Genomic DNA, 14979 nt, shown 5'->3' on the forward strand with positions numbered 1-14979 from the left:
GTGGCAACGCTCACGAGGAGCGTGGGCTCACCAGGAGCTCTTGTGCACGCCCGGGAGCTCGCCGCGGTGGGCCATTTCGCGCAGGCACACGCGGCACAGGCCGAACTTGCGGTAGACCGCGTGGGGGCGGCCGCAACGCTGGCAGCGGGTGTAGGCGCGGACCGCGAACTTCGGCTTGGCGTTGGCCTTGTTGACCAGTGCTTTCTTGGCCATGTGCTCAGTTCTCCTTGAACGGGAAGCCGAGGTGCTTGAGCAGCGCACGGCCTTCTTCGTTGTTGGTCGCAGTGGTCACCACGGTGATGTCCATACCGCGCGGGCGGTCGATGGAATCCACGTCGATCTCGTGGAACATCGACTGCTCGCTCAGGCCGAACGTGTAGTTGCCGTTGCCGTCGAACTGCTTCGGCGACAGACCGCGGAAGTCGCGGATACGCGGCAGCGCGATGGAGACCAGGCGGTCCAGGAACTCCCACATGCGGTCGCCACGGAGGGTGACCTTGGCACCGATCGGCATGCCCTCACGGAGCTTGAACTGCGCGATCGACTTGGTGGCCTTGCGGACCTCCGGCTTCTGACCGGTGATCAGCTCGAGGTCCTTGATGGCACCGTTGATCAGCTTCGCGTCACGGGCGGCGTCACCGACACCCATGTTCACGACGACCTTGACGACGCCCGGGATCTGCATCACGTTGGCGTACTCGAACTCGCTGTTCAGCGCGTCCTTGATCTCGGCGCGGTAGCGCGCCTTCAGCCGGGGCTGAGTCTGCTCAGAGGTGGTCATGTCAGATGTCCTTCCCGTTCTTACGGGAGATCCGAACCCGCTTGCCGGTCTCTTCGTCGGTGCGGTAGCCGACGCGGGTCGGGTTACCGTCGGAATCGACGACCATCACGTTGGAAACCTGGATGGGGGCTTCCTGGGTCACGATGCCACCCGAGGACGCGCCACGCTGGTTCGCGGAGTCCGCGACGTGCTTCTTGATGCGGTTCACGCCTTCGACGAGAACCTTGCCGGTCGCCGGGTAGGCCTGGATGACCTTGCCCTTGGCGCCCTTGTCCTTGCCCGAGATGACGAGGACGGTGTCACCCTTGTGCACCTTCATGGTCAGAGCACCTCCGGGGCCAGCGAAACGATCTTCATGAAGCGCTTGTCGCGCAGCTCACGGCCGACCGGGCCGAAGATGCGGGTGCCGCGAGGATCGTTGTCCGGCTTGATCAGCACGGCCGCGTTCTCGTCGAACTTGATGTAGGAACCGTCCGGACGGCGGCGCTCCTTGACGGTGCGCACGACGACAGCCTTGACGACGTCGCCCTTCTTGACGTTCGCGCCGGGGATGGCGTCCTTGACGGTGGCGACGATGATGTCACCGATACCGGCATAGCGACGCGACGAGCCACCGAGCACGCGGATGCAAAGGATTTCCTTCGCCCCGGTGTTGTCGGCGACGCGCAGTCGCGACTCCTGCTGAATCACTTCAGCACCTCCTGGACCTGGATGTATACGTACGCCGGATTGCCGACCCGACGCACATGGTCAGTCACCACCGGACGCGCGCCTGCCAGCGGGAATACCGACCACTGGGGGTTCACTGCCGGATCGCGGGCGCAGAGCTCCCGCAGGCAACCGGTCTAGTGTAGGGGAAAGCCCAGGTCGTCCCAAATCGGGGGTCGGCTGCCGCGACGACCCCACCGTGTGGCCCGCGCGCCGGTAGCCTGTGCGAGCTGGATCGCAACGAGCACGGGTGCGGGTGCCGCATCGGGGAAGGACAATCCTGTGACAATGGATCGCCGCGCATTCCTGATCGCCATGGGGCTGGTGCCCGTGGCGGCGACGCTGGCCTCGTGCGCCACCGACGATCCCACAGTCCGGCTCACCGGTGTGGACATGGGTGGCGGCGATCTGACGATCCGCCCGCAGGACGACCTGTACCGCCACGTCAACGGCGCCTGGCTGCGCGACTACCAGCTGCCGCCGGACAAGGCCTCGGTCGGCGCGATCACCGACGCCAACGACCGCACGCTCGATCAGCTGCGCGCGATCATCGAGGGCATCAGCGATCCCGAGCAGGGGTCCGAGGCCCAGCAGATCAAGGATCTCTACGACGCGCGCCTTGACCTCGACGAGATCGAGCGTCTCGGGATCACCCCACTGGCCGGACTGTTCGAGGCCATCGACAAGGCGCCGGGCAAGCCCGAGCTGGCCAGGGTGATGGCCGAGGCGCCGATCGCCGGGCTGATCGGGATGGGCATCGGCATCGACCGCAAGAATTCCAAGGCCTATATCCCCAGCGTCAGCCAGTCCGGGCTGACGCTGGGCGAGCAGTACTACCGCAAGCCCGAGTTCGCGGCCCAGCTCGCCGGGTACCAGACCTATCTCGAGAAACTGGCCGCCGGTCTGGGCCTGGCCGACCCGGTCGGTGTCGCCCAGCGCACCGTCGACCTGGAGAAGCGTATCGCCGCCGGGCACTGGGACAGCGTGCGCCTGCGCAACACCGACGCCACCTACAACCTGATGAGCTGGCAGGAGCTGACCCAGCTCGGCCCGCAGTTCGACTGGGACCCGTGGCTGGCCGGGATGACCGACCGCCCCAAGTCGCTGTTCGACAAGATGGTGGTGGGCCAGCCCTCCTTCATCACCGCGGCCGCGCAGTTGTGGGCCGAGGTCGACATCGCGATCTGGCGCGACTACCTCAAGGTGCAGGTGGCCGAGAACTACGCGCGCTTCCTGCCCAAGGCCATCGCCGACGCGCGCTTCGATTTCGTGGGCCGGGTGCTCAGCGGGCTGACCGAGAAGCCGGAGATGTGGCGCTCGGCGGTGGGCGTGGTCGACGACAATCTCGGCGAACCGCTGGGAAAGCTCTACGTGGACAAGCACTTCCCGCCCGCGGCCAAGGAACGCGCGCTGGCGATGGTCGCCGACCTGCGCGCCGCCTACCACGACAATTTCACCAACTCGAGCTGGATGTCGCAGCCCACCCGCGAGGCCTCGATCGCCAAGCTGGACAAGATCGTGGCCCAGATCGGCTACCCCGACAAGTGGGTCGACTACTCCTCGGTGAAGATCACCCGCGGCAGACTCATCGAGTCGCTGCTGGCGATCAACACCTTCGAGTCGCGGCGCGCGTTCGCCCGGCTGGGGACCGAGGTGGACAAGTCGGAGTGGAGCATGTCGCCGCAGACGGTGAACGCCTACTACAGCCCGACCACCAACCAGATCGTCTTCCCCGCCGCCTACCTGCAGCCGCCGTTCTTCGACAAGGACGCCCAGGACGCGGTCAACTACGGCGCGGTCGGCTCGACCATCGGTCACGAGATCGGCCACGGCTTCGACGACCAGGGCTCCAAGTACGACGGTGACGGCAACCGCCGCGACTGGTGGACGCCCGAGGACCGGGCCGCCTTCGAGGCCAAGACCCAGCAGATCATCGAGCAGTACGACGTGCTCGTCCCGGAGGGCGCGCCCGAAGGCCAGCATGTGAACGGCGCGCTCACCGTGGGCGAGAACCTGGCCGATCTGCGCGGTCTGCAGATCGCGCTCGCCGCCTACCGCAAGGTCGCCGAGCGCACCGGGGTCGAGCCCGACTACCAGAGCATGTTCTTCTCCTGGGCGCGCCAGTGGCGCGACAAGCAGACCGAGGAGGCGACGCTGCAGGGTCTGCAGGACACGCACTCCCCCAACGAGTTCCGCTGCAATCAGGTGGTCCGCAATATCGCCGAGTTCTACTCGACCTTCGAGGTGAAGGACGGCGACAAGCTGTTCCTGGCGCAGGACCAGCGCGTCACGTTGTAGAACTGCCCGCCACGACCGTAGCTGTAGGTTAGCCTTTGCTGACCTACGGTACCCGGGTCTATGGAGGGTGTTCGATGACCACTGTTCGGATTTCGCGCGGGTGGCGGCGCGGGGCGGTGGCGGCGCTGGCCAGCGCGCTCGTCCTCGGTTTGGCCGCCTGTGGTGCCACCGACGACGACACCGCCGGGGGCGGCGAGCCGGTGACCATCACCCACTCCAAGGGCGAGACCACCGTCACCGGCACACCCGACAAGATCGTCGCGCTGGGCAACCAGTGGCTCGACACCACGCTCGCGCTGGGCGTGGTGCCCATCGGCTACATCGACAATGTCGCCGCGGTCTCCAAGACCACCCCGCCGTGGGAACCGGAGAGCCTGAAGTCGGCCAAGGCGCTCAGCACCACGGGCAATGTCGCCGAGCAGGTGGCCGCGCTGGAACCGGATCTGATCCTGGTCGACCCGTTCATCGCCGATCAGAAGACCTACGACGAGCTGTCCAAGCTGGCGCCGACCTTGCCCGCGCTGACCAAGGACGCCGTCGCGCCCTGGCAGGACCAGGTCACCGCGCTGGGCAAGGTGTTGCGCAAGGAGGACGACGCGGCGGCGGTGATCAAGTCCGTCGACGACAAGATCGCCGCCATCGGCACCGCCAACCCCGGCCTGCAGGGCAAGACCTTCGCCAGCACCTGGCTGGCCAGCCCATCGCAGCTCATGGTCCTCACCGACCCGAACGACGGCTCCGCCCAGCTGTTCACCCAACTCGGCATGACCATCCCCGCCAACCTCACCGCCCAGCCCTCCAACCAGGGCCGCCTGGCGCTGTCCCCCGAACGCGTCGACGAACTCGGCGCCGACCTCCTGCTCGCCGGTTACTCCGCGGGCATGGACGAGAAATACCGCCAACTCCCCGGCTTCAGCGATCTGCCCGCTGTCAAGAAGGGCGCCGTCGTCTTCCTGACCACCCAGGAGATCAGCGCCGTCAACCAGCCCACCGCCCTCTCGGTCCCCTACATCCTCGACAAGCTCGACCCCTACTTCGCCGCCGCCGCGAAATAGCCCTGGTCGAGGGCACGCGTCGCCGCCTCGGGTCGCCGATCCGCGCTGAGGTCAGGGGGCGAGTTTGGCGAGGATCTCGCGCAGGTTCGCGCGCTCCTGGTCGTTCAGGCGTGCGAAGAATTCGTCGGCTTCGCGTGTTCTGGCCTCGGACAGGGTGGTGAGGGTCCGGCTGCCGTGGTCGGTCACCGTCACGAGGACGGCGCGGCGGTCGGTGGGGTCGGGTTCGCGGGTGACGAGACCGGCCTGCTGCAACGCGTCGATCACCTCGGTGGCCGAGCGTGGACTGATCCGCAATGCCTCGGCGATCGCCGACAAGCGCAGCCCGTCGTGCTCCCCGGCCACCCGGAGCGCGCGGGCCTGGTGCGGGGTGAGGCCCAGCGGGGCGTAGGCCGCTGACCAGCGTCGGCGCAGCGTCCTGGCGACCTGCATGAGCAGGTCGCTCTCGTTGTCGGGCATAAACCGGCCTCTCGATGTGTTTCCACTACCAGATAGTGAGGTAACCTCAGCATTACAGCACAACCCGGAGGGGGTTGCACATGGAAGACACTCCCCGCGGCCGCACCCGCCGCACCGATCCGGCCGACCGCGCCCAGCTGCGCGAGTCCCCGGTCTCCCTGCGCCGCGTCGCCGCGCTCTTCGCGCCGTATCGGCTCCAGCTCGCCCTGCTCACCGGCCTGATCGTGGCGGCCTCGACGATCAGCCTGGCCTCGCCGTTCCTGCTGCGCCTGGTGATCGACGACGCGCTGCCCCAGCAGGACATCACCCTGCTGCTGTGGGCGGTGGGCGGCATTCTCGCCGTCACCGTGCTCACCGCGGTGCTCGGCGTCGCCCAGACGCTCATCTCCACCACCGTCGGGCAGCGCGTCATGCACGCGCTGCGCACCGACGTGTTCGGGCATCTGCAACGGCAGTCGCTGGCGTTCTTCACCCGCACCCGCGGCGGTGAGGTGCAGTCGCGGCTGATCAACGATGTCGGCGGCATGCAGTCGGTGGTCACCAGCACGGCGACCTCGATCGCCAGCAATGTCACCACCGTGGTGGGTATCGCGGTGGCGATGGCGGTGCTGTCGTGGCGGCTGTCGCTGCTGTCGCTGGTGGTGCTGCCGCCCGCGATCTGGCTGACCCGTCGCGTGGCGCTGTTGCGTCGAGAGATCACCGCGCAGCGGCAACGTCGGCTGGCCGACCTGCACGGTCAGGTCGAGGAAGGGCTGTCGGTGAGCGGCGTGCTGCTGGGCAAGACCCTCGGCACCGGGCCCATGGCCAACGAGCACTTCGCCACGACCTCCGGCGACCTGGTCGGGCTCGAGGTGCGCTCCCAGCTCGCGGGCCGCTGGCGGATGGCGACGATGAGCATTCTCTTCGCGGCCATCCCCGCCCTGATCTACCTCGCCGCGGGCTTTCCCGCCACCAGCGGCGGCATGACGATCGGCACGCTGGTGGCCTTCACCAGCCTGCAGTCCGGGCTGTTCCGGCCGCTGATGAGCCTGCTCAATGTGGGTGTCGAGATCACCAGTTCGATGGCGTTGTTCAGCCGGATCTTCGGCTACCTGGACCTGCCGGTCGAGATCGACGAACCCGCGCGACCGGTGCGCCTCGACCCACGCGAGGTGGTGGGCGAGGTGCGTTTCGAGGACGTCGGCTTCCGCTACGACCCCGAGGGTCCCGACGTGCTCGACGACATCTCGCTGGTGGTACCACCCGGGACGACGCTGGCGCTCGTCGGCGAAACCGGTTCCGGCAAGACCACTCTCGCCTCCCTGGTCGCGCGTCTGCACGACCCGACCCGGGGCCGGGTGACCATCGACGGTGTCGACGTGCGCGATCTGGAACTGGGCACCCTCGCCCGCATCGTGGGCGTGGTGTCGCAGGAGTCCTACCTGCTGCACACCAGCATCCGCGAGAATCTGCGCTACGCCGCGCCCACCGCCACCGACGCCGAGATCGAACGCGCGGCCCGCGCCGCCCGGATCCACGACCTGATCACCTCGCTCCCCCAGGGCTACGACACCGTGGTCGGCGCCCGCGGCCACCGCTTCTCCGGCGGCGAGAAACAGCGCATCGCCCTGGCCCGCACCCTCCTGCGCGACCCCCGCGTCCTGGTCCTCGACGAGGCGACCAGCGCCCTGGACACCGAAACCGAACGCGCCGTCCAGGCCGCCATCGACGTCGTCGCCCAGGGCCGCACCGTCATCACCATCGCCCACCGCCTGAGCACCATCCGCGACGCCACCCAGATCGCCGTCCTCCACCACGGCCACATCGCCGAACTCGGCGACCACACCACACTGGTGGACGGCGGTGGGCGCTACTCCCGACTGCACGGCGTCACCGAAGTCGCCGCGGCATAGGGAGACCGCGCGATCAGCTCTGGGCTGCCTTGCGGTAGCCGCGGATGGCGAGGCCGCCGAAGATCGCCAGGCCGCCGATCGACCAGGCGATGGTTTGGAGGAGGGGGGTGGCTATGGGGCCGCCGAGGAGGAAGGCTCGCATGGTGTCGATGGCGCAGCTCATGGGTTGGTATTCGACGAGGGGCTGGAGCCAGCCGGGGTAGTTGTCGACGGCGACGAAGCCGGAGTTGAAGAACATGCCGACCAGCACGACGATGGCGAAGATCTGGACGACCTGGCCGCCGATCTTGCTGACGCCCACCATGACCACCAGCGGGGTGAAGCCGATGATGACGATCACCGGCACGGCCAGCACGCCCAGGATGCCGAGCAGACCGGCCTCGAAACGCAGGCCGAGCAGCACGCCGACCAGGACGACGACGATGGTCGCGGCCAGCGCGCGCAGGCATTCGGCCAGCAGCCTGCCGAGCAGGCCCGCGCTGCGGTGGATGGGCAGCACCCAGAGCCGGCGCAGCAGCCCGCTCTCGCGTTCGCCGAACAGCGACTGCCCGGTGCCCATGGCGCCATACATGGTCCCGGCGACGGCGATCATCGGGACGAAGCCGTAGATCGGTTCGTCGCCGCCGCCCATCTCGAGGGTGCGCGAGAGCACGAGCTGGAACATCAGCAGCAGGAGCACCGGCAGCACCAGGGTGCTGGTGAGCACCTCGTGCTGACGGCTCCAGCGGCGCACCAGACGGCCCGTCTCGGCCAGACTCTGATCGATCAGCGTGGTCACCGGCGCTTCCTTTCCACCAGAACGGCCAGCACCGCGCCGCCGATCAGCATGGCGGCGATCCAGATCGCCGACACCGTCAGTTCCGCGGGATAGCGCCCCTCGGACAGGCCGCGCAGCGCACCGGCCACCTGGGAGACCGGCTGGTTGCGCACGAACGGCTGGATCCAGCCGGGGAAACCCTCGGCGGGCACGAATCCGGTGGACACCATCACCAGCAGCAGCTGCGGCACGAACAGCACCGTCGCGCCGAGTTCCGGATTCCCGGTGACGGTCCCGAGCGCGTCGGAGGCGATCACCAGCGCCGCGCCGAAGGCGAGCGTGAGCCCGACGAACACCAGCGCGGGCACCAGCCCGTGGAACCGGAAACCGAACAGCGTGCCGATCACCAGCGCGCCGATCAGCGCCGACAGGGCGCGCACGAGATTGGCCGACATCCGCGCCAGCGGCGGCACCCACGAGCGCACCGGCAGCGCGCGCAGCCGGGTGCCCATGCCGCCGGAGACCTCGCGCGCGGCACGGTCGGCGGCGAACATGGAGGTGAAGAACATCGACTGCACCAGGATCAGCGGCAGCAGGTACTGCGCGTAGTCGATCCCGGCGCCTTCCATCGACTTGCGCAGCGGCACATAGAAACAGATGAAGAAGACCAGCGGCGAGGCGAACCCGAGCACCAGGTCACCCTCGCGCACGGCCGCGCGAATTCCGCGCTCGCTCAGCGCACTCCACTGTTCGACAGGTGGAACCCGTACCGGACCGGGCGGATTCACCGTCGTCATGCGCACACCTCCCGACGGACGTGGACCGCCGTTCCCCGCTGCCCGCTCATGCGACGGGCGCCTTGTCGTCGGACGGTGTGGTGAGCTGGATGAACACCTCGTCCAGCGAGGGCCTGCGCAGCGCGATGTCGATGAGCTCGATCCCGGCGGCGTTGACCCGGTCCAGGGCGGCGGTGAGGGTGGCCGCGCCGTCGGGGGCGGGCAGCGAGACGCGGTCGGCGGACTCGGGCACGGTGGTCTCGCCGAGGCCGCTCAGCGCGGAGACCAGCGCGGGCACATCACCGGCGGCCACCGGGACCACCTCGCAGTAGCTGGCGCCCGCGCGGGCCTTGAGCTGATCGGCGGTGCCCTCGGCGATGACCGTGCCCTTGTCGACGACGATGATGTTGTCGGACAGGACGTCGGCCTCCTCGAGGTACTGGGTGGTGAGCAGGATGGTGACGCCCTGGTCCTTGAGTTCGCGCACCAGCGTCCACAGGCTCTGCCTGCTCACCGGGTCCAGGCCGGTGGTGGGCTCGTCGAGGAAGACGACCTGCGGCTGCCGCACCAGCCCGCAGGCGATGTCGATGCGCCTGCGCATACCGCCGGAGTACTGCCCGACCCGCCGATCGGCCGCGGCCACCAGGTCGAAGCGCTCGAGCAGTTCGTCGGCCTTGGCCTTGGCGGGCTTGCGCCCCAGCCCCATGAGGCGTCCGAAGAGCACGAGATTCTCACGGGCGGTGAGCATTTCGTCGAGCGCGGCGTACTGGCCGGTGAGCATGATCGAGGCGCGCACCTCGTCGGCCTGGGTGACCACGTCGTATCCGGCCACGGTGGCGCGGCCCGCGTCCGGCCGCACCAGGGTGGACAGCACCGAGACCGTGGTGGTCTTGCCCGCGCCGTTGGGGCCGAGCACGCCGAGCACGCTGCCCGCGGGGGCTTGGAAGCTGATGCCCCGCAGGGCCTTCACCTCACCGAACGACTTCTCGACGCCTTCGACGGCAATCGCCGTACTCGATGTCAACGCTGTTCTCCGATCGTGATGGTAGCGAGAGTCCTGTGCGTCACCGAGACACCGAGCCCCCTCGTGACTTTGGTAACGCTAACCTAATGGCCGTATCGGTGGGCGACCCACCTCATGCCCGCAGCAATCCGACCACCTCGTCCAACGACGCGCCGCCCATGATGGCGGTGACCGGCAGTTCCAGCCGCAATTCGTTCTCGACGCGCTTACGCAGGTCGAGAGCTTGCAGCGAGTCCAGGCCGAGCGCGACCAGCGGCACGGCACCGTCGATCGGCTCGGTGGCGTCCAGGCCCATCACCTCACGCAGGGCGAAGCGGACCCGCTCGGCGGTGTCGACTTCGGCGGTGGGCGTGGGGGTTTCGGCGACCGGGGCGGCGACGACCACCGGTTCCGGGGTGACCTCGACCACCGACTCGGGCACCTTCAGGTCCGCGAACAGCGCGCCCAGCCCGAAGGCGGTGAACACCTCGGTGACGCGCGGCCAGTCCGCCGCCACCACGATGACGTTCTCGGCCACGGTGGTGATGCCCGCGGCGACGGCCCCGGCGGGGTCCATGGCCCGCAGCCCGGTGCCGCTGATGGCGGCCAGCGCGTCGTCCTGGTCGGCGCCGACGGCCCGCCACAGTCCCCACTGGACCGAGCTGGCCGCGATGCCCTCGGCGCGGTAGCGTGCGGCGGCGGCGTCGAGCATGCGGTTGACCGCCGAGTACACCGCGTGTCCGCGACCGCCGACGGTGGCCGACAGCGACGAGCACAGCAGCACCCGCCCGCGCGGACCGCGCGGCAGCAGGGTGACCAGGTGGTCCAGGGCCACGATCTTGGGCGCGGCGGCCGCGCGGATGGACTCGGGCGAGGGTTCGGCCGAGGCCGCGTAGTCGACGGCGGCGTGCACCAGCAGGTCGACCTCGCCGAGTTCGGCGGCCAGCGCGCGCACCGCGTCGGGATCTGTGACATCGGCGGTGAGCACCCGTACCTGGGTGCCCCCCGCCGCGATCTCGGCGATCCTGGCCAGCGCGTCGGCCGAGCCGCCGGAACGGCTGATCAGGGTGATCCGCCCGGCGCCCGCGCGCGCGAATTCGGCGCAGAAGTCGAGGCCGAGTTTGCCGGTGCCGCCGACGATCACGACTTCACCGAGGTCGGCGTCGGACAGCCCGCTCACCACCGACTCGTCGGCGACGAGGCGCTTGCCGTACCAGTTCGATTCGCGCACAGCCAGTTCGGGCTCGCCCGCGGTGTGCACCGCGCCGAGGATGAGCTTGGCCCGGTCACCCACGTCGGCGGGCAGGTCGAGATGCCGGAAGGCGACGCCGGGGTATTCGGCGGCCAGGCAACGGAATCCAGCCTGCGCGGCAGCCGGGAACAGACCGGGGAGATCACCGTCGACGACCTGTTCGCCGCCGACGGTGACCAGCCAGATGTCCTTGACCCCGGTGGTGTCGGGCAGCCACGAGCGCTCGCCGAGGAACGCGGCCAGCTCCGTGACGGCCGTGTCGACGCCGTCTTCCACGGCGGGCAACAGGACGGCGATGGTGTCGTAGACCGTTCCGGCGCTGCTGGTTCCGTGTTCGTGGTCGACGATGGTCGCGCCGTGCCGGGGCGCACCTGCGCGCAGCGCCTCGACCAGCTCACCGTGGGTGCCCGCGACGTCGACCACGGCCAGCGCGCGCGGCGGCACCAGGCTGCGGCGCGGCAGGTGCACCCACTGCTCGGTGATGCGCGGCACCGCGACGGGCTCTGGTTCGGCGGGCAGCTGAGCCGTCTTGCCGGTGTAGTCGTGCGGGGCCCACAGGTGCTTGTCGTTGGTCTGGGTGTTCGGGAAGTCGAACAGCGGCAGCCGGGTGGTGCGGGGTCCGTCGACCAGCAGGCCGTCCCAGTCGAAATCGGTGTTGCTCACCGCGATCTGGGCGATGCTGCGGGTGAACTCGGCCAGGTCGGTGGCGGTGCGGCGGGAGGTACCGGTGACCAGGTAGTCGCGCTGGGGGGCGAGAGTGGCCAGGTTCTCCTGCACCGCCAGCATGAGGGTGGGGTGGTCGGCGATCTCGAGCAGCGTGTCGACACCGTGTTCGGCGGCGGCCGCGATGGCGAGGTCGAAGCGCACGCGGTTGCGCAGGTTCCAGTACCAGTAGTCGCCGGTGGGCAGGTCGGGGGTGATGGCCTTGCCCAGTGCGCCACCGAAACTCGGTACCGCCGTCTCGGCGAAGACCGGGCGGTCGAGCTGGCCGACCATGCTGCCGCACAGGATGTCGCGGAACTTGCTGACGATGGAGGTGTGCGCGGGGTAGGCGACCTTGATCTCCTTGGCGAAAACGCCCATCCCGGTGAGGGTGTCGACGGTTTCGGTGATCATGGCCCGCTCGCCGGAGATGGCCAGGATGTGCGCGGAGTTCACCACCGACAGCTCGGCCCAGCCGGAGTTTCGCGCCAGCAGCGCCTCGCACTGGTCGCGGTCGACGCCGAGCACGGCCATGGAGTAGGCACCGGCGATCCCGGCCTCCTGGCTGACGGTGCCGACCAGCTGGGCGCGGATGGTCACCACGCGCACGCCGTCGGCCAGCGGGATCAGCCCGGAGACCACGGCGGCGGCGATCTCGCCCTGGGAGTGGCCGACGGTGGCGGTGGGGGTCACCCCGACCGCGCGCCACATGGCCGACAGGCCGATCATCTGCATGAACAGCGCGGGCTGCACGATGCGTACGTCGTCTTCGAGCTCGCCGTCCTCGTGCAGCAGGTAGGCCAGCGGGGAGATGTCGTAAAGGTCCTGGAAGACGGCCTCGGCCTCGTCGACGGCGGCGCGGAAGGCGGCCGAGTGCTGGTAGAGCATCCGTCCCATGCCGGGACGCTGGCTGCCCTGGCCGGGGTAGACGTAGCCGATCTTGCGCGGAATCGCCGTGCCGCGCACGAGCTTCGGATGCGAGGTGCCCTCGGCGACGGCGCGCAGCGCGGCGAGCAGGTCGGCGCGGTCGGTGACCATGATCAGGGCGCGGTGCCTGCGCGCGACGCGGGTGCGCAGCAGCATGTCGGCGACCGGGGCGGGGCCGAGGTCGGGGTGCTGCTCGCAGTAGGCCAGCACGGCGGCGCCCTCGCGGCGCAGTGAGTCGTCGGTGTCGGAGGACAGCAGCACCGGGATGGTGCCGTCGGGCAGACGATGGTCAGACATGGGTCACCTCTTGGGCGGGCATCGCCACGATGGCGTGTGCGTTGGTTCCGGCGACGCCGAAGGAGGACACCGCGCCGTAGCGGACACCGTCGACGGGCGCCCAGTCCTGCAGTTCCTGGGCCAGGCGCAGCGTCGAGGCGTCCCAGTCCACCTTCGTGGTGGGGTTGTCGGTGTGGCGGGTGGGCGCGATCTGCCCGTGCAGGCCGCTGAGCAGCACCTTGATCAGGCCGAGCAGGCCCGCGGCCGCCTGGGCGTGGCCGAGGTTGGACTTCACCGAACCCAGCAGCGGGCTGCCAGCGCCGTAGACCCGTTGCAGCGCCGAGAGTTCCAGCGGGTCACCCACGGCGGTCCCGGTGCCGTGGCCTTCGATCATCCCGATCGCCTCGGCCGGAATTCCGGCCGCCGCCACGGTCTTTCGCATGAGCTGTTCCTGGGCGTCGGTGCTGGGCACCGCGATCGGGGCGCCCTTGCCGTTGTGGTTGACCCGGGTGGCCAGCAGCTCGCCGTAGATCCGGTGGCCCAGTTCCTCGGCGCGCGAACGCCGTTCGAGCACGATCACGCCAGCGCCCTCACCCCAGAGGGTGCCGGTGGCGTCGGCGGAGTAGGGCTTGCACTGGCCGTCGGTGGACAGCGCGTTGGCCTTGGAGAACTCGAAGAAGCCCGCGGGCGAGCCGAGCACGCACACGCCACCGGCCAGCGCCCACTCGCAGTCGCCCGCGCGGATGGCCGAGGCGGCCAGGTGCACCGCCGCGATCGAGGACGCGCAGGCGGCGTCGACGGTCATGGTCGGGCCGACCAGGCCGAGCCCGTGCGAGATGCGGCCCGAGATGGCGCCGTAGGCGCTGCCGGTCGCGCGGTAGCCGGTGTGCTCGTTGACCTCGGCGCCGTGCGGGCCGTAGTCGGTGTGCGAGGCGCCCATGAAGCAGCCCACCTCGGCCCCGTCGAGGCTGCCGGGGTTGATGCCCGCGTTCTCCAGTGCCCGCCAGGCCACCCGCATGGCGACGCGCTGCTGCGGGTCCATGGCGACGGCCTCGCGCGGGCTGATCCCGAAGTAGCCGGGATCGAACTGCGCCGCCTTGTCGAGGAAACCACCGGAATCGCGGACCGGGCTCCAGCCCTCCTGGCGACCGGCGGCGAACATCCGCGCCAGCGGCCACCCGCGATCGCGCGGGAACGGCCCAAGCAGATCGCGGGATTCGGCCAGGGCCGTCCAGTAGCCGCTGAGGGTCTCGACCCCGCCGGGGGCCTCCACGGCCATCCCGCTGACGACGATCGGATCGTGCTCGCTCATCGGGTACCCACCGTCAGGCCGGTGCCCAGCAGTTCGGCGATGTCGCCGACGTGATCGTGCAGGTAGAAGTGCCCGCCGTCGAACATGCTCACCTCCAGGGGGTGCTCGGTGTGCTGCTGCCAGGAGTACAGGTCACCGATGGAGACGAACTCGTCGTCGCTGCCGCCCAGCGCCAGGATCGGCGCGCCGACGGTGACGTCCTTGCCGCAGACGTAGGCGTCGAAGGCGGCGTAGTCGGCCTTGAGCGCGGGCAGGGCCATGCGCATGAGGTCGCGGTTGCCGAGCACGTCGGCGCCGGTGCCCTCCAGGCCCGCCATGTGCTCGAGCAGCTCGTCGTCGTCGGTGGGGTGGTTGGGCATGTCGGCGACCTGCCAGGGCGCGACCGCGCCGGACACGCCCAGCAGCCGCACCGGGAGCCCGGCGGCCTCGGCCAGCCGGGTGAACTCGAAGGCCACCATGGTGCCCATGCTGTGTCCGAAGACGGTCAGCGGGGCGCCGGTCGCGGCGAACGGCGTGCGGGCGTATTCGTCGAAGGCGCCGCGCGCGAGTTCGGCGATGCTGCCCTTGGCCGGTTCGGCGGCCCGATCCTGTCGGCCGGGGTACTGCAACAGCACCACGTCGAAGTTCTCGGACAGGGCCTTCGAGAAGGGCCGGTAGCTGGACGCGCCGCCGCCCGCGTGCGGGCAGATCACCAGTGGTGGAGCGCCCGCGGTGCGCGGTCGATGGAACTTGCGGAGCCAGCCGGGTGAGCCTGCCATTACCTGTTTCTCCTAGCTAGTGCGGC

General features: G+C 69.6%; 14 protein-coding genes. 3 read left to right on the top strand and 11 right to left on the bottom strand.

Annotated elements, in window-relative coordinates; all coding sequences use genetic code 11:
* Window positions 1-27 precede the first annotated feature (27 nt).
* Genes QC180_RS21185 through rplN form a run of 4 tightly spaced genes read right to left on the bottom strand, consistent with a single transcriptional unit; the run spans window position 28 to window position 1471 of the window.
* The gene (locus QC180_RS21185) at window positions 28-213 is read right to left on the bottom strand and encodes a type Z 30S ribosomal protein S14 (RefSeq protein ID WP_014981705.1); all 186 of its coding nucleotides are present in this window, start codon (window positions 211-213) and stop codon (window positions 28-30) included.
* Between the two features lie 4 nt (window positions 214-217).
* Window positions 218-781, bottom strand: a complete 564-nt coding sequence (gene rplE / locus QC180_RS21190; RefSeq protein ID WP_019045062.1) for a 50S ribosomal protein L5 — start codon at window positions 779-781, stop codon at window positions 218-220.
* Window position 782: 1 nt separating this feature from the next.
* On the bottom strand, window positions 783-1100 hold the full coding sequence (rplX, locus tag QC180_RS21195) for a 50S ribosomal protein L24 (RefSeq protein WP_019045061.1): 318 nt from the start codon (window positions 1098-1100) through the stop codon (window positions 783-785).
* 2 nt (window positions 1101-1102) lie between these two features.
* Window positions 1103-1471 (bottom strand): 50S ribosomal protein L14, encoded by a 369-nt coding sequence (gene rplN, locus QC180_RS21200; protein WP_043647623.1) that lies wholly within the window; start codon window positions 1469-1471, stop codon window positions 1103-1105.
* 306 nt (window positions 1472-1777) lie between these two features.
* Between rplN and QC180_RS21205 the strand changes: the two genes are divergently transcribed.
* Together QC180_RS21205 and QC180_RS21210 are read left to right on the top strand one after the other, a co-directional pair.
* Window positions 1778-3787, top strand: coding sequence for a M13 family metallopeptidase (locus QC180_RS21205; protein ID WP_278264546.1), 2010 nt, complete (start codon window positions 1778-1780; stop codon window positions 3785-3787).
* 74 nt (window positions 3788-3861) lie between these two features.
* Window positions 3862-4842 carry an ABC transporter substrate-binding protein gene (locus tag QC180_RS21210; protein ID WP_278264547.1) on the top strand — a complete coding sequence of 327 codons (981 nt, stop codon included), beginning with the start codon at window positions 3862-3864 and terminating at the stop codon, window positions 4840-4842.
* A 51-nt stretch (window positions 4843-4893) separates the two neighbouring features.
* Here QC180_RS21210 and QC180_RS21215 read toward each other — a convergent pair whose 3' ends face one another.
* Window positions 4894-5298 carry a MarR family winged helix-turn-helix transcriptional regulator gene (locus QC180_RS21215; RefSeq protein ID WP_278264548.1) on the bottom strand — a complete coding sequence of 135 codons (405 nt, stop codon included), beginning with the start codon at window positions 5296-5298 and terminating at the stop codon, window positions 4894-4896.
* Window positions 5299-5378: 80 nt separating this feature from the next.
* Here QC180_RS21215 and QC180_RS21220 point away from each other — a divergent pair, with 80 nt between their 5' ends.
* The gene (locus QC180_RS21220) at window positions 5379-7190 is read left to right on the top strand and encodes an ABC transporter ATP-binding protein (RefSeq protein ID WP_278264549.1); all 1812 of its coding nucleotides are present in this window, start codon (window positions 5379-5381) and stop codon (window positions 7188-7190) included.
* 13 nt (window positions 7191-7203) lie between these two features.
* Here the strand turns inward: QC180_RS21220 and QC180_RS21225 are convergent, their stop codons facing one another.
* The 6 genes from QC180_RS21225 to QC180_RS21250 all read right to left on the bottom strand — a co-directional run bounded on the left by QC180_RS21225 (window position 7204) and on the right by QC180_RS21250 (window position 14953).
* A complete protein-coding gene (locus QC180_RS21225) occupies window positions 7204-7968 on the bottom strand; it encodes an ABC transporter permease (RefSeq protein ID WP_278264550.1) in 765 nt (254 codons plus the stop codon).
* Window positions 7965-8744: an ABC transporter permease gene (locus QC180_RS21230; protein WP_278264551.1), complete on the bottom strand. Its 780-nt coding sequence runs from the start codon at window positions 8742-8744 to the stop codon at window positions 7965-7967. The genes QC180_RS21225 and QC180_RS21230 overlap by 4 nt, the downstream gene beginning before the upstream one ends.
* Window positions 8745-8790: 46 nt before the next feature.
* Window positions 8791-9747, bottom strand: coding sequence for an ATP-binding cassette domain-containing protein (locus QC180_RS21235; protein ID WP_278264552.1), 957 nt, complete (start codon window positions 9745-9747; stop codon window positions 8791-8793).
* A gap of 112 nt (window positions 9748-9859) precedes the next feature.
* Window positions 9860-12904: a nocobactin polyketide synthase NbtC gene (nbtC, locus tag QC180_RS21240; RefSeq protein WP_278264553.1), complete on the bottom strand. Its 3045-nt coding sequence runs from the start codon at window positions 12902-12904 to the stop codon at window positions 9860-9862.
* Entirely contained in the window at window positions 12897-14195 is a 1299-nt protein-coding gene (locus QC180_RS21245; RefSeq protein ID WP_278264554.1) for a beta-ketoacyl [acyl carrier protein] synthase domain-containing protein, read from the bottom strand. Before QC180_RS21245 ends, nbtC begins: the two co-directional genes overlap by 8 nt.
* Entirely contained in the window at window positions 14192-14953 is a 762-nt protein-coding gene (locus QC180_RS21250) for a thioesterase II family protein (RefSeq protein WP_278264555.1), read from the bottom strand. The genes QC180_RS21245 and QC180_RS21250 overlap by 4 nt, the downstream gene beginning before the upstream one ends.
* Window positions 14954-14979: the final 26 nt, after the last annotated feature.

Source organism: Nocardia anocheti, from assembly GCF_029675105.1.
GTDB lineage: Bacteria > Actinomycetota > Actinomycetes > Mycobacteriales > Mycobacteriaceae > Nocardia.

What these genes read in the sequence shown, in the direction of transcription:
- QC180_RS21205 (WP_278264546.1), top strand. Translation starts at nt 1,778, where the DNA reads ATGGATCGCCGCGCATTCCTGATCGCCATGGGGCTGGTGCCCGTGGCG.
- QC180_RS21250 (WP_278264555.1), bottom strand. Translation starts at nt 14,953, where the DNA reads ATGGCAGGCTCACCCGGCTGGCTCCGCAAGTTCCATCGACCGCGCACC.
- QC180_RS21215 (WP_278264548.1), bottom strand. Translation starts at nt 5,298, where the DNA reads ATGCCCGACAACGAGAGCGACCTGCTCATGCAGGTCGCCAGGACGCTG.
- QC180_RS21230 (WP_278264551.1), bottom strand. Translation starts at nt 8,744, where the DNA reads ATGACGACGGTGAATCCGCCCGGTCCGGTACGGGTTCCACCTGTCGAA.
- nbtC (WP_278264553.1), bottom strand. Translation starts at nt 12,904, where the DNA reads ATGTCTGACCATCGTCTGCCCGACGGCACCATCCCGGTGCTGCTGTCC.
- QC180_RS21210 (WP_278264547.1), top strand. Translation starts at nt 3,862, where the DNA reads ATGACCACTGTTCGGATTTCGCGCGGGTGGCGGCGCGGGGCGGTGGCG.
- QC180_RS21185 (WP_014981705.1), bottom strand. Translation starts at nt 213, where the DNA reads ATGGCCAAGAAAGCACTGGTCAACAAGGCCAACGCCAAGCCGAAGTTC.
- QC180_RS21220 (WP_278264549.1), top strand. Translation starts at nt 5,379, where the DNA reads ATGGAAGACACTCCCCGCGGCCGCACCCGCCGCACCGATCCGGCCGAC.
- QC180_RS21245 (WP_278264554.1), bottom strand. Translation starts at nt 14,195, where the DNA reads ATGAGCGAGCACGATCCGATCGTCGTCAGCGGGATGGCCGTGGAGGCC.
- rplX (WP_019045061.1), bottom strand. Translation starts at nt 1,100, where the DNA reads ATGAAGGTGCACAAGGGTGACACCGTCCTCGTCATCTCGGGCAAGGAC.
- rplE (WP_019045062.1), bottom strand. Translation starts at nt 781, where the DNA reads ATGACCACCTCTGAGCAGACTCAGCCCCGGCTGAAGGCGCGCTACCGC.